This window comes from Rhizomicrobium sp., assembly GCA_037200985.1.
Taxonomy (GTDB): Bacteria; Pseudomonadota; Alphaproteobacteria; order Micropepsales; family Micropepsaceae; genus Rhizomicrobium.
The window spans coordinates 3,747,914-3,760,949 of record JBBCGJ010000001.1 but is presented as its reverse complement, the minus strand read 5'-3'; the positions used below and the strand labels follow the sequence as shown (position 1 = coordinate 3,760,949).

Sequence of the window (13,036 nt, the reverse complement as noted above, 5' to 3'; positions counted from 1 at the left end):
GGAACGGTCATGCGGGAATTCGACGTCATCCTGTTCGGCGCGACCGGCTATACCGGCCGGCTGGTGGCGGAGCATCTGCTCAAGCAGCCAGGCGTCGCCTGGGCGATGGCGGGGCGGTCGAAGGACAAGCTCGAACAGGTGCGCAAGGAGATCGATGCGCCGGCCAGCCTGCCGCTGATCCTCGCCGATGCCGACGATCCGGCGTCGCTGGAGGCGATGTGCCGACGCGCCAAGGTGATCGTGTCGACGGCGGGGCCCTATCAGCTCTACGGCTCCAACCTGGTCGCGGCCTGCGCCAGGACCGGCACCGACTATGTCGACCTGACCGGCGAGTCGCATTGGATCGCGCAGATGATCGCGGCGCATGAGGCGACGGCGAAGGCGAGCGGGGCGCGGCTGGTGTTCTCCTGCGGCTTCGATTCGATTCCGTTCGATCTCGGCGTCCATTTCGTCCAGGAGGCGGCGAAGGCGGCCTTCGGCACCTATGCGCCGCGGGTGCGCGGGCGCATCCGCGGCATGGCGGGCGGGCTCTCCGGCGGGACGCTGGCGAGCGGCCAGGCGACGATGATGGCGGCGGCGAAGGATCCGAAGATCGCCGAGACGCTCGGCAATCCCTTCGCGCTGACGCCGGGCTTTGCCGGCGCGGAACAGCCGGACGGCAACACACCCTATGAAGACGAAGCGGTGGGCGCCTGGGTCGGGCCGTTCATGATGGCGTCCATCAACACCAAGGCGGTGCATCGCACCAACTTCCTGCTCGGCCATCCCTGGGGCGCCGATTTCCGCTATTGCGAAATGCAGATGCTGGACGGGCCGCCCAAGCCCCAGGCCGGCGGGCTCGGCGGCTTCAGTTTCGGGGCCGGCGGCCTGCCGAAGCCGGGCGAGGGACCGAGCAAGCAGGAACGCGACACCGGCTGGTACGACATCCTGTTCGTCGCCGAGACGGCGGACGGGCGCAGCCTGCGCGCCGCGGTCAAGGGCGACCGCGATCCGGGCTATGGCTCGACGTCGAAGATCCTCGCCGAAGCGGCGCTGGCGCTGGCGGGCGTGCCGAAGACGACGACGCCCGGCGGCTGCTGGAGCCCGGCCGCGGCGATGGCGGATGCCCTGCTCGAGCGGCTGCCGAAGAAGGCGGGGCTGCGTTTCGCGCTGGAAGGATAAGGCGCGGACGATTCCGTCCTTTGAAAGACCGGGCGTTCGTGATGACATGTCCGGGTTCTGCCGCGCGTCCTTGCGGTCGCGGCGCCGGCCGGCGCCTGGGCGGGAGCATCACATGCCAAGCGCAGACGAACTGACCGCGCGCATCGTGCGCTGTATCGGCATCTGGGAGACCAATCGCGGCGGCGACCATCCGGCGCCCGTCGAATCCAAGCTCAACACCGTGGCGGGACTCGCCGCCAGCATGGCGACGGTCGAGCAGGCGACCATGCCCTATGCCGTCGACGCGCTGACGCGCTTCGCGGCGCTGCGCGGCCTGGCGGTGCCGGCGCTGACGGCGGCGGAGCTCGCCGCCGCCGCGTCGCGCTGCGACGCGGTCAAGACGCTGCTCGCCCTCGTGGCCGAGTCGACGCAGACGCCGCAAGCCTTCGTCGCCCAGCATGCCGGCGCCGTCGCCGCGACGGGGCTCGGCGCCGCCGACGTCGCCACGATGTTCGCCGCCGCCGCGCTCAAGCGGAAGATCGACGCGCTCGCCGCGGAGGTGGCGGCGCACCGCAAGACGGCGGCGCAGGCCATCGCGAGCCTGGCGCCGGCCGAACGGCTGGGCCTGGGGGAGAGCAGCCTCAAGACCTACATCACGCGGCCGAACACCTGGGGCGAGAACCGCGCCGCCTGGCAGCGCAAGGCGGTGAACGCGCCGCCCGGCACCGCCGGCGCCAGGATCGAAGCGGTCGCCGTGGCCCAGAACGGCACAGCGTTCATCACGCCGACGGTGCGCGTCCGGGTGAACGCGCAGCTCGCCAAGATGCCGGTGCCGGGCGAGCAGGCGATCGTCATGACGGTCGCGCAGCAGAACAATCCCAACGAGGCGAATTACGGGCAGAACGTCTGGGCGACGTACAAGCGGCTGTATCCGTAAGGATTGCGACAGCGACAGGGCACAAGGCGCTGGCGCGTTTCTCCTGGAAACTTCGCGCGGCGAACCGACGGGACGACGTTGCCTGCGACCGCCGGCCGATGAAACAACGATCGTCCGGCTTCGGCATGCTTGAATTGTTTTCCGCTTGAAAAGGGCTGCAAAAATGCCGGAAGATCGGCCGCCATGGCTCTTTGACCGCAAAAGCGGTAGATTGTTCGATGAAGAGCACGACGCGTACAGACATAGCGCCAGCGGGGCAAGCCATTCCCTATGCAGGCGAAGCGGTCGTTTCGCGCGACCGGTACTTCCGCAAGGTTCTCGACGAGCTTCCGGCCGCGATTTATACGACCGACGCGTCGGGCCGCATCACCTACTACAATCGGGCAGCCGCCTCGCTTTGGGGGCACAGCCCGCCGCTCGGGACGAGCGAGTGGTGCGGTTCGTGGAAACTCTATTGGCCCGACGGCACGCCGCTTCCGCATGGCGCCTGTCCGATGGCCATCGCCGTCAAGGAGCGGCGGATCGTGCGCGGCATGGAGGCCATCGCCGAGCGGCCCGACGGGACGCGCGTGCCGTTCCTTCCCTACCCCACGCCGCTGTTCGACGACGCCGGCACGCTGATCGGCGCCGTGAACATGCTGGTGGAGATCAGCGAGTTCAAGAAGGCGGAGGAAATCCGCGAGCGCCTGTCCGCGATCGTGGAGTCGTCCGACGATGCGATCGTCGGCAAGGACCTCAACGGGATAATTTCGAGCTGGAACCGGGCGGCGGAGCGCGTGTTCGGGTATACGGCGGACGAGGTCGTGGGGCGGCACATCTCCATTCTCATCCCGCAGGACCGCCTCGACGAGGAAGCGGTCATCCTCAGCAAGATCCGGCGCAACGAGCGCGTCGATCACTACGAGACCATCCGCCGCCGCAAGGACGGCAGCCCGATCGAGCTTTCGATCACGGTGTCGCCGATCAAGGATTCGAGCGGACGGGTGATCGGCGCGTCCAAGATCGCCCGGGACATTTCGGAGCGCCGGCGCGCGCAGGAGCAGCAAGAACTTCTTCTGGGCGAGATGAAGCACCGCACCCGCAATTTCGTGGCGGTGGTCGATGCCATCGCGCGGCAGTCGCGCCCCAAGGACGCGCCGGAAGCGCAAGCCGTGCTCGATATGTTCGTCGGGCGGCTGCGCGCCCTTCTGTCCAGCGGCGAAATCGTCGTCGGCTCGGCGTCGCGGCAGGCCTCGCTCCAGCAGCTGTTCGAGATGGCGCTGCAGCCTTTCGTCGATCCCAATCAGGCGCAGATCGCCATGGGCGGACCGCATGTCGAAGTGTCGGAGACGACCGCCGGCGGCCTTGCCCTGGCGGTCCACGAACTCGCGACGAACGCGATCAAATACGGCGCCCTCAAGACGGCGGCGGGGCGGGTTTCCCTGCACTGGTCCGTGGACGATGCGGGGCGCGTCGCGATCGAATGGACGGAGCGCGGCGGAGAGCCCATCGTGAGCGTCCCCACGCGAAGCGGATTCGGAAGCCGCGTCATCAAATCCGCGGTGGCCGCGGAGCAGAACGGCAGCACCAGCCTGCTCTTCGAGCCGGAGGGCGTTTGCTGCCGGTTCGAGTTCCAGACGCGCGCGGATTGAGCCGGGCCGACGGGCATTGACAGGCAGCAGGCCGCGCCGGAAGCTCCGAAAGCCGTGGCCCGGCAGCCCGGCTCGGCGTTCGTTGCGCGGCTGCGGGCCGGGTTTCCATGAAAATGCTTCTTGCGCTCGCCGCCGCCTGGGGCGTGCCGGCCGCGGGCGCCGCGCTGGCGCCGGTTCATCCGACCTATGCCAGCAGTCCGAGCCGCACCGGTGGTATGTGAAACATCTCGCCCCGGTCATCCCGATCCTGCAGCCGGCCCTGGACCGGTTGGGTTATGGGGTTTCCACGGATCGGGACATGGCATAGGGCGGCCGGTCCGCCTCAACGCCCTTGGAGCGGAAGCGGACCCGCATCGCGCTCGCCCTGCCGGCGGCCCGTGCCGGCGCGGCCGACCAGCGCGAACCGGTCGCGCAGCATCCGCAGCGCGTTCTCGCAATGGCCGCGCACCCGGCCCTCGGCAATCGCGCGAAGCCGCGTCTCGTCGTTCGGGGCCTCGTCGGCATGGACGAAGACTTCGAGGATGTGGCGTCCGGTCAGAAGCTGCGCCAGCATGATCCCGGCCGAAGCGATCTGCGCCGAGTTGGCGTCGAGCGCGGCGCCGCCGGACCAGCCCATCGCCAGGACCATGTCGCAGCGATCCTCTTCCACCAGCCGCTTCGCTTCGACCGCGAGGTCCTTGAAGCCGGGAACGGTCACCCGGACGCATGCGATATCGTCGCCGGCCGAGTCGTTGAGGTATTCGAGGGCGATGCCGCCCATGTCGATTCGCGCGAAGCTCGTATCGACAATTCCCAGTTTCTTCGTCATCGCATGCTCCTTCGTCAGCCGGGTTCGCCCGAAGCTTGCGAACCGATGATCTCGCTCTCGGCGATCTGGATGTCGAAGCCCGCGAGGCCGGCATAGTCCAGCCGGTGCGTGGTGAGGAGCTTGATCGCGCCCAGCCCCAGATCCTTCAGTATCTGGGCCCCGATCCCGACCTCGCGCCATTGCTTCTCGCGCCGGACTTCGCTGCGATGCGCGGCGGCGGGCGGATCGCTCCAAGCCGGCGCGGCGACGCCCGACGCGCCTTCGCGCAGATAGACCAGCACGCCGCCGCCTTCCGCTTTCATGATCCGCAGGGCCGCGGAAATGAGATTGGGCGTCTGCCCGAAGACGTCGGAAATCACCTCCTGGCGGTGGATGCGCACCGGGACCGGCCTACCGGTTTGAATGTCGCCGAACACCAGGGCGAGATGCTGCACGGTGTCGAACGCCGTCGCATAGGCGACCGCCTTCGTTGGTCCGATTTCCGTGGCGATTTCAAACTCCGAAATCCGCCGGACCAGCTTCTCGCGCGCCCGGCGATAGGCGATCAGATCGGCGATCGAGACGATCGCCAGCCCGTGCTCCCTGGCGAAGGCGACGAGCTGCGGGAGCCGCTTGAGCGTGCCGTCGTCGTTGACGAGCTCGCCCAGGAGGCCGATTGGCGGCAGGCCCGCGAGACGCGCGAGGTCCGTCGTCGCTTCGGTGTGGCCCGAGCGCATGAGCACCCCGCCCTCCTCGGAGATCAGCGGGAAGACATGGCCGGGGCGCACGAAATCGCCCGCCGCCACATTGCCGTTCGCCAGGGCGCGGACGGTGTTGGTGCGCTCGCTTGCGGAAACGCCGGTGGTCAGTCCGTCCCGGTAGTCCACCGAGACGGTGAAGGCGGTCCGCAGCGGCGCGCTGTTCTCGCGCACCATGGGCTCCAGTTGCAGGTGCTGCGCGCGTTCCCGCGTGAGGGGGGCGCACAGGATGCCGCTGGTGTGGCGGACCATGAAGGCGACCTGCTCGGTCGTGACCTTCGACGCGGCGACGATCAGATCGCCTTCGTTCTCCCGGTCGTCGTCATCGACCACGACGACCATCTCGCCGCGCGCGATCGCCCGGATCGCGTCATCCACCGTGTCGAGCTTCATGAGTCCCTCCGCCGCGGCGTGGTTCGGTGAGCGATAGGCATTGAGGTCGCTCAGGCTGACGCGCCTGTGCTTGCCGGTCTTGCGATAGGGAATGGCGCCCGATTCCAGCAATTTCACCAGATGCGGCCGCGACACGCCCAGAAGCTCCGCGGCCTGCTGCGTGGTCAGGCTCGCCTCCAGCGGCGTGACGGCGACGACGTTGCCGCGCGCCATCTGGCCGAGGGTTTCGAGCAGGACCTGGAACGCCGCTTCGGGCAGCACGGCGGATTTGTGCGCGGCGTGCGAAACCCGCGCCGGGCCGCCATGGGCCTGACCCAAGACACGCTTGGCCGCCTGCGCCAGCGCGACCTCGGATCTGGTCGGAATTTCCCCGTATCGGGCCATTTACAGCCGGCCTGTTTCGTTTGTATCGTATGTATGATATTCGAAATATTCGAAAAGGCAATCCTTGGGGCGGCAATGACACGGATCGAGATCGATGGGCCGGCGGATCGCTCCCCGAAAATCGCGGAGACCGTCGCGATTCCGATCGCGCGGATTCGCAGCACGGTCCGGTTTTGCAGTTTCACCGGGCTGGACGAACAGAAAGAGCATCTGCTGATCATCGTCGGCGAGCCGGACCGGACGGCGGCGCCCCTGGTGCGCGTGCATTCCGAATGCCTGACGGGCGATCTGTTCGGGTCGCTGCGCTGCGATTGCGGCCAGCAATTGACCGGCGCGCTGGAGCGCATGTCTTCGCAGGGTGGCTTCCTCGTCTACTTGCGCCAGGAAGGCAGAGGAATCGGTCTCTACAAAAAATTGTCCGCCTACCGCTTGCAAGACGAAGGCTTCGATACCTTCGCGGCGAACCGCGAACTCGGATTGCCGGCGGATCTGCGGGACTATTCCGCGGCGGCGGCCATGCTGCGCGCCGCGGGGGCGACGGAAATACGCCTGATCACGGACAACCCCGACAAGATCGCGCAATTGGAGAAGCACGGCATTGTCGTGCGCGAGCGCGTGGCGACACCGGCTTATCTCACGCCCTATAACGGCAGATATATCGCGGCGAAGCGGGCAGCCTTTCCGACTTTGTCTGACTGAGGCGGGGTCTGACTGAGGCGGGATTTCAGCGGGCGGGCAAAGCAGGGTTGGCGTGGCGGCTGCCTTGCCCGCCCGCCATCGAAAATGGCGCACCCGAAGAGATTCGAACTCCTGACCCTCAGATTCGTAGTCTGATGCTCTATCCAGCTGAGCTACGGGTGCATTCAAGGGCGGCGAACCTATTGTGAGGCGCGGCCAAAGGCAAGCGCAACCGGCACCGCCGCGCCCTGCCCCGCCGGGCCCGCGCGAAACCATCCAAGTCCTTCCCGCTTCGGGAAAATCTCCCCAGGAAGCGGCATCGCGTACCCTTGTTTGCACTCGCCCCGCTGGTTAAGACTGGCCCGCGAGGGACTCGCGTAACCATGACGCGTCCCATCTGGTGGATGGACCGGCGGCCGCGATGCGGCGGGCGGGGGCGGAGAGCGGCACATGAAGGGGAATCCGGCGGCAGGGCGGAAGTCTCGCCTGGTCAGTGTCTTGGCGCTTGCGGCCGGCCTCGGCCTGGCGGGCTGCTCGGATCTCGACAATTCGCTGTTCGGCGGCCAGCCGGACGATTCCGGCTCGGTCCCCGGCAGCGCCTCGCCCTACCCCGATGGCGGCCCCGCACCCGCGGGCTCGCCGGGCACGCTGCCCGGTTCGCTGCCGGGCGGTTCTTCCGGTCCGGCGGCATCGGGCGGCTCGGCCCCCGTCGTCGCCATCACGCCGGTGCCGATCGAGCCGGGCAGCAATACCGGCACCGCGGTCAGCGCCACCATCGCCACGCTGCGCGGCCAGGTGCAGACGCTGGAAGACCATCTCGCGGCCAATGCCTCGCATCTGAGCGACCTGCGCAACCAGGGCGCCGACGCGGCCGGGGCCTATCACGAATCCAAGGCGCGCATCACGACGCGGCTGCAGATCGGCACGACGCGCGGCAATCCCGAACTCGTCACCGAGTGGAACAACGCGCAGTCCTCGCTCGACAACCTTGCCGGCAACATCAATGCGCTGAATTCGCTCGCCGCCTCGCTCGCCACGGATTCCTCGACGGCGCATTTCGCGCTCGACCAGATCCAGGCGACCTACAACGTCTCCGGCGCGGTCGACGAGGATCATCGCCAGCTCGGCGTGCTGGAGGACGAGACCAACCAGACCATCGTGCTGATCGACCGGCTGCTGAAGGCGGCGGCGGAAGACACCCAGCGCCAGACCGCCTATGTCGCGAATGAGCGCGCCAACCTCACCACGCTGGCCTCGGCGATCAAGAACGGGGAGCTCTATGGCGCCGATCTCGGCAGCGCGCCGATCGCGGCCTCGGCCGGCGGGCCGATGTCGGCCTCGACGCTGGCCTATGCCGGCACGCCGCTGGTGGTGATCCGCTTCGACCGCCCGGGCGTCGACTATCAGCAGATCCTCTATGCGGCGCTCAGCCAGGCGCTGCAGTCCAAGCCGAATGCCGGCTTCTCGGTCGTCGCGGTGGCGCCGACGCGCGGCACGGCGGCGGCGGTGCAGCTCGCCCAGACCTCGGCCAAGAACCATGCGCAGGAAGTGCTGCGCTCGATGACCGACATGGGCGTGCCGGCCTCGCGGCTGGCGGTGGCGAGCGCGACCGATCCGGGCGCGACCTCGAGCGAAGTGCGGGTGTTCGTCAGGTAAGCGTCCTCTCCCCCTCGCGGGAGAGGAACGTCAGCTGACGCCGTTCGCCTTGAACCAGGCGAGCATCCTGGCCCAGCCCTCTTTCGCGTCCTTCTCGTTGTAGCTGGGACGATAATCGGCGTTGAAGCCGTGCTGGGCATCCGCGAAGACGTCGATGCGCGAGGTCGTGTTGCCGGACGCCGCCAGCGCCTTGCGCATGGCTTCGACGTCCCCAGCCGTGATGTTCTGGTCGAGGCCGGCATAGAGGCCGAGCACCGGCGCCTTCACCGCGCCCGCCAGTTCGATCGCGGTGTGCGGATGCAGATCGTTGTCGGTGCCGGCGAGCGGGCCGTACCACGCGGCGCCCGCCTTCACCGCGTGATTGTGCGCGGCATAGAGCCAGACGATGCGTCCGCCCCAGCAGAAGCCGGTGACGGCGAGCCGGACGGTGTCGGCGCCCTCCCCCTTCGCGAAGGCGACGGTGGAATCGAGGTCGCTCATCACCTCCGCATCCGGCACCTTGGCGACGATGTCGTTCAGCAGGTCGCCGACATGGGCCATGTCGTACTTTCCGGGATCGCCCTGGCGGGCATAGAGCGACGGCGCGATGGCGTAATAGCCGGCATGGGCGAGACGGCGGCAAAGGTCCTTGATGTGCTCGTGCACGCCGAACACCTCCTGCACCACCAGCACGATGGCGGCGTCCTTTTTGGCCGAGGGGCGCGCGCGATAGGCGGGGATATGGCCGTCGGACACGGGGATCGAGACCTCCCCCGCGTCGAGGCCGTTCGTGTCCGTGACGATGGCGGCGGCGCTGACGGGGCCGGCCGCCAGCGTGAAGCCGGCCACCAGCGTGCCGACGAAGGCGCGGCGCGGAAGGGCGAAGGTCTGGTCTTTATCCATGGGACTCTCTCTGGAGATCGATTGCGTTCTTCAACAACGAGCCTGTCATTCCCGCGAAGGCGGGCATCCAGAGGACGGTCGCGGTGTCGCTGGCCCTGGATTCCCGCCTTCGCGGGAATGACAAACGGGGATTGGTTCCGACAAGGGCGCCATCTCTAAAACGAATCCCGATAACTCTTCATCGCGCCCAATGTTTCTGCGTCAAAGACGCCGCGCGCGACGGCGCGGGCGAGCGTGTCGGCGGCGATGCTGCCCAGCCGCATGAGGGCGCGGGGCCGCGGCTCGCCCACCGGGCGCGCGGCCGTCGTGAGCGCGAAGACGAGGTCGCCGTCGAACGGCGTGTGGGCGGGGCGCAAGCTCCGGGCGACGCCGTCGGACGCCATCACCGCGATGCGCTTGAGCTCGATGCGGCTGATATCGGCATCGAGCGCGACGATGGCGATGGTCGTGTTGGTGCCGGCGCGGATGGGGCCTTTCAGGTCCGCCGGCAGATCGAGATCGATGGCGCCGCCGTCGCGCGGGCGGCGGTTGCCGAATTCGCCCGCCTGCTCGAACGGCCAGGCCCAGAACACGCCGGTGCCGGGAATAAGCGGCGAGCCCAGCGAATTGACCGCCGCCAGCGCGCCGACGGTGAAGCCGTCATCGGTGACGGAGGAGGCGCTGCCGAGGCCGCCCTTATAGGCACCGGCGCGCGCGCCGAGGCCCGCGCCGACATTGCCGAGCGGAAAAGATTCGCCGGCGGCCGCCAGCGCGGCGCGGCCGAGCGCGGCATAGGGCGAGACTTCGCCCCAGTCCTTGTTTCCGCCATTGGTGAGATCGAACAGGATCGCGGCGGGCACGATGGGCGCCGGCGGCGCGCCCGGCGCCAGGCGAAAGCCCCGTCCGGCGGCGAACAGGGCGGCGGTGACGCCGGACGCCGCGTCCAGCCCATGCACCGAGCCGCCCGAGAGCACGATGGCATCGGCCCGTCCGGCGAGGCTGGCGGGATCGAGCGCGTCGCTCTCGCGCGTGCCCGGCGCGCCGCCGCGCACATCGACCACGGCGGCGAACGGCCTGTCGGCGGTCAGCACCGTGGTGCCGGTGACGACGGCGCGGTCCTGCGCATTCCCGACCCGCAATCCGGCCACGTCGGTGATGAGATTTCGCGCGCCGGGACGTACCATGTATGCAAGGCTATCGCCTCGGCGGCGGTGCGGAAAGAGCGAGGATTTCGATGCGTGCTATGCGTGGGGTGCTGTACGCCCTGGTCTGGTTCTTCGCCTTCAGCGCAGCCGCCGACGCCGCCGAGCCCATCGCCAAGCACCACATGATCGCCGCCGCCAACCCGCTGGCGGCGGAGGCCGGGCGGCAGATCCTGCGCCAGGGCGGCTCGGCGGTGGACGCGACCATCGCGGCGCAGATGGTGCTGACGCTGGTCGAGCCGGAATCGTCGGGCATCGGCGGCGGCGCCTTCCTGATGCTCTACGACCCCAAGACCAAGCGGACGCTGAGCTTCGACGGGCGCGAGACGGCGCCGGCCAGCGCCACGCCGGGCATGTTCTTAGGGACGGACGGCAAGCCCAGGCCGCATATGGATGCGATCCCCGGCGGGCTTTCGACCGGCGTGCCGGGCGTGATCGCGCTGTTCGATCTCGTGCACAAGAAGTACGGACGCCTCGCCTGGGCCAGGCTGTTCGATCCGGCGATCGCGCTCGCGGAAAAAGGCTTTCCGGTGAGCCGCAAGCTCGCGGCCGAACTCAGGCAGTTTCCGCAGATGGCGGCGATGCCGTCGATCAAGCGCTATTTCTATCACGCGGACGGCACGCCCGTGGCGCAGGGCGAGATCCTGAAGAACCCGCGCTTCGCCGCCACGCTGCGCGTTCTCGCCAAAGGCGGCGCCAAGGCGTTCTATACGGGCAGGATCGCGCAGAACATCGTCGACGCGGTTCAGCATGCGCCGGTCAATCCGGGCGGCATGACGCTGAAGGATCTCGCAAATTATCGCGCGCTGGAGCGCCCGGCGGTGTGCGGCACCTATCGGACCTATAAGCTGTGCTCGATGGGGCCGCCGAGCTCGGGCGGCGTCGCGGTGCTGCAGATACTCGGCATGCTGGAACGGTTTCCGCAAAGCGACCTGGCGCCCGATTCGCTGAGCGAGGTGCATCTCTTCACCCAGGCGAGCCGGCTCGCCTTCGCCGACCGCGCCACCTATCTCGGCGATCCCGACGTGATCGCCGTGCCGCTGCGCGGCCTGACCGATCCGGCCTATCTGGCGCAGCGCTCGGCACTGATCGATCCCAAGAAGGACATGGGCCAGGCGAGCGCCGGCACGCCGCCGGACAAGCGCGCCGACTATGCGCCGCAGCGCAGCGTCCAGCTTCCGGGCACGTCGCATCTGTCGGTGGTCGACGACCGCGGCCAGGTGGCGGCGATGACCACGACCATCGAATTCGCCTTCGGGTCGCAGACGATGGCGAACGGGTTCCTGCTCAACAACGAGCTGACCGACTTCTCCTTCGATCCGGTCTTGAACGGCAAGCCGGTCGCCAACGCGCCGGGGCCGGGCAAGCGGCCGATGAGCGCGATGTCGCCGACCATCGTGTTCGACGCCAAGGGCGATTTCGCCATCGCGACCGGCTCGCCGGGTGGGCCCGCGATCATCGGCTATGTCGCGCAGGACCTGATCGCGATGATCGACGGGCACATGACGCCGCAGGAGGCCGCCGCCCTGCCGCATCCGTTCAATCCCAACGGGCCGACGCTTTTGGAGAAGGGGACGTCGCTCGAAGCGCTGCGCGATCCGCTGACGGCGATGGGCCATACGGTGGTGCTCACCGAGCTGGGAAGCGGGACGCATACGATCGAGAAAGTGCCCGGCGGCTATATCGGCGGCGCCGATCCCCGGCGCGACGGGGTGGCGCTCGGGGATTAGCGCTTCGCCACCGCGAACAGCCGCTTGAACGGGAACAGCGTCGTGCCGTCGGGGCGGATCGGATAAGCGCCGCTCAGCCGCGTCTTGTAGTCGGCGATGAAGGCGTCGCGTTCGGCGCCGTCCAGCGCCTGCACGAAGGGGCGCAGGCCGGTGGCGGCGACCCAGCGATAGACGGCGTCCGCGCCCCTCAGCACATGGAGATATTCGCTCTCCCAGATGTCCACCGACGCGGCCAGCGGCGCCAGGATGTCGTAGTAGCGCGCGGGCGGCAGAACGGCGATCTCGCGGACATTCGCCAGCTTCGCCGACCACGAACCTCGCGCGGCGGTCTCGCGCATCAGGGCGTGGCTCGGCGCATCCATGTTGTGCGGCACCTGGAAGGCGAAGGTGCCGCCGGGCTTCGCGAAGCCGAGGAGGCGCGGCAGCAGCGCTTCGTGATCGCCGAGCCATTGCAGGGTCGCGTTGGAGAACACCACGTCATAGGGCGCGGACGGCGTCCAGGCGGCGAGATCGGCAAGCAGCCAATCGGCGGCGATGCCGGAGGCCTTGGCCTGCGCCAGCATGTCGGGGGAGGAGTCGAGGCCCTCGATACGGGCCTGCGGCCAGCGGGCACGCAGCAGCGCGGTGGAATTGCCCGGGCCGCAGCCGAGATCGACGACGCGCGCCGGCGATGTGTCGGACACGCGCGCGAGAAGCTCGGCGGCGGGGCGCGTGCGCTCGTCGGCATGGGCGAGATAGGCGGCGGGGTTCCAGGTCATGACATCCCATTTTGTCATGGCCCGCGAATGCGGGCCATCCAGGTGACGCTCGCGGGCGTGCTCAGGATTTCCAATACCAAAGCCGAGCGGCAATTGTCAGACGTCAACTGGGTGGCCCGCA

At 68.5% G+C, this 13,036-nt stretch carries 11 protein-coding genes and 1 tRNA gene; 6 read left to right on the top strand and 6 right to left on the bottom strand.

Annotated elements, in window-relative coordinates:
- Positions 1 to 9 precede the first annotated feature (9 nt).
- The 3 genes from WDN01_18590 (at position 10) to WDN01_18580 (ending at position 3,708) form a co-directional block, all read left to right on the top strand.
- Entirely contained in the window at positions 10 to 1,161 is a 1,152-nt protein-coding gene (locus WDN01_18590; protein MEJ0028038.1) for a saccharopine dehydrogenase NADP-binding domain-containing protein, read from the top strand.
- 112 nt (positions 1,162 to 1,273) lie between these two features.
- The gene (locus WDN01_18585) at positions 1,274 to 2,077 is read left to right on the top strand and encodes a hypothetical protein (GenBank protein ID MEJ0028037.1); all 804 of its coding nucleotides are present in this window, start codon (positions 1,274 to 1,276) and stop codon (positions 2,075 to 2,077) included.
- 218 nt (positions 2,078 to 2,295) lie between these two features.
- Positions 2,296 to 3,708: a PAS domain S-box protein gene (locus tag WDN01_18580; GenBank protein MEJ0028036.1), complete on the top strand. Its 1,413-nt coding sequence runs from the start codon at positions 2,296 to 2,298 to the stop codon at positions 3,706 to 3,708.
- A gap of 322 nt (positions 3,709 to 4,030) precedes the next feature.
- Here the strand turns inward: WDN01_18580 and ribC are convergent, their stop codons facing one another.
- Positions 4,031 to 4,516, bottom strand: a complete 486-nt coding sequence (ribC, locus tag WDN01_18575) for a riboflavin synthase (protein MEJ0028035.1) — start codon at positions 4,514 to 4,516, stop codon at positions 4,031 to 4,033.
- A 14-nt stretch (positions 4,517 to 4,530) separates the two neighbouring features.
- Positions 4,531 to 5,964, bottom strand: coding sequence for a 3,4-dihydroxy-2-butanone-4-phosphate synthase (gene ribB / locus WDN01_18570; GenBank protein MEJ0028034.1), 1,434 nt, complete (start codon positions 5,962 to 5,964; stop codon positions 4,531 to 4,533).
- Here ribB and ribA point away from each other — a divergent pair.
- Positions 5,950 to 6,729 (top strand): GTP cyclohydrolase II RibA, encoded by a 780-nt coding sequence (gene ribA / locus WDN01_18565; protein ID MEJ0028033.1) that lies wholly within the window; start codon positions 5,950 to 5,952, stop codon positions 6,727 to 6,729. The genes ribB and ribA overlap by 15 nt on opposite strands.
- A gap of 85 nt (positions 6,730 to 6,814) precedes the next feature.
- Here the strand turns inward: ribA and WDN01_18560 are convergent.
- Positions 6,815 to 6,891: transfer RNA gene (locus WDN01_18560), tRNA-Arg, on the bottom strand.
- A 267-nt stretch (positions 6,892 to 7,158) separates the two neighbouring features.
- On the opposite strand from WDN01_18560, the gene WDN01_18555 reads away from it, so the two are divergent.
- A complete protein-coding gene (locus tag WDN01_18555) occupies positions 7,159 to 8,364 on the top strand; it encodes a hypothetical protein (protein MEJ0028032.1) in 1,206 nt (401 codons plus the stop codon).
- A 30-nt stretch (positions 8,365 to 8,394) separates the two neighbouring features.
- Here WDN01_18555 and WDN01_18550 read toward each other — a convergent pair whose 3' ends face one another.
- Both WDN01_18550 and WDN01_18545 read right to left on the bottom strand, forming a co-directional pair.
- Positions 8,395 to 9,246, bottom strand: a complete 852-nt coding sequence (locus tag WDN01_18550) for a dienelactone hydrolase family protein (protein MEJ0028031.1) — start codon at positions 9,244 to 9,246, stop codon at positions 8,395 to 8,397.
- Between the two features lie 155 nt (positions 9,247 to 9,401).
- Positions 9,402 to 10,409, bottom strand: coding sequence for a P1 family peptidase (locus WDN01_18545; GenBank protein MEJ0028030.1), 1,008 nt, complete (start codon positions 10,407 to 10,409; stop codon positions 9,402 to 9,404).
- A gap of 50 nt (positions 10,410 to 10,459) precedes the next feature.
- Here WDN01_18545 and ggt point away from each other — a divergent pair, with 50 nt between their 5' ends.
- Positions 10,460 to 12,157 (top strand): gamma-glutamyltransferase, encoded by a 1,698-nt coding sequence (ggt, locus tag WDN01_18540; GenBank protein ID MEJ0028029.1) that lies wholly within the window; start codon positions 10,460 to 10,462, stop codon positions 12,155 to 12,157.
- On the opposite strand, the gene tam is transcribed toward ggt, so the two are convergent.
- Positions 12,154 to 12,915 (bottom strand): trans-aconitate 2-methyltransferase, encoded by a 762-nt coding sequence (gene tam, locus WDN01_18535; protein MEJ0028028.1) that lies wholly within the window; start codon positions 12,913 to 12,915, stop codon positions 12,154 to 12,156. The two genes, ggt and tam, sit on opposite strands and share 4 nt — an antisense overlap.
- Positions 12,916 to 13,036 lie beyond the last annotated feature (121 nt).